Here is a 609-nt window from a genome sequence, read left to right as displayed (position 1 = left end):
ATCCGGTATTTATTGCACAGCATGCCACGGCAACCTGCTGCCGGGGATGTTTAGCAAAATGGCATGGCATTGCCGCCCACCGCGCGCTTAGCCAACATGAGCAAGACTATATCGTAGCCGTCGTGATGACATGGCTAGAACGGGAAATCGCCCAGCGAGGGCCGACGATACAGGGATAACAGAGGTGTACCGCCAAATGGCACAACGCGTGGCAACGATTTACCCCGTAGCAAGTCCCAGCAACGCGAGCTATAACATGGCCTTGATACCATCAGGAAACACGGTCAGCGCATCACTCAGTACGGCCGTCTGATCAATCCAACGCAGCACGAGCGGCATGCCATTAGACTCCATCCCGTGCACCACATCCTGCTGATAAAAGGCCTTATCGGCAAACTGGCCTTCATAAACAAAGACTATTTCGTGCCCCGGTTTTCCGTTATATTCGAAAATATTCTCGGATACGCCCAACAATGTCAAACCGATGGCATCAGCGCCAATCTCTTCTTTGACTTCACGTATGGCCGCCGCCACCGACGTCTCACCAAAATCAACGCCGCCACCGATGGGTAACAAATAATGTGAGTCCTTGACCGGATCGTGCCCTTC

At 53.0% G+C, this 609-nt stretch carries 2 protein-coding genes; one reads left to right on the top strand and one right to left on the bottom strand.

The genetic code is table 11. The features are described 5' to 3' along the window. On the top strand, nt 1–179 hold a 179-nt coding region (locus tag J5224_RS33935; RefSeq protein WP_264629254.1), incomplete at its 5' end, for a DUF4186 domain-containing protein. Between the two features lie 70 nt (nt 180–249). Here J5224_RS33935 and J5224_RS33930 read toward each other — a convergent pair. Beyond that, on the bottom strand, nt 250–609 hold a 360-nt coding region (locus J5224_RS33930; protein ID WP_264629253.1), incomplete at its 5' end, for an NUDIX hydrolase.

The organism is Candidatus Symbiopectobacterium sp. NZEC135, assembly GCF_025962695.1.
This window is presented reverse-complemented; position numbering and strand designations above follow the sequence as displayed.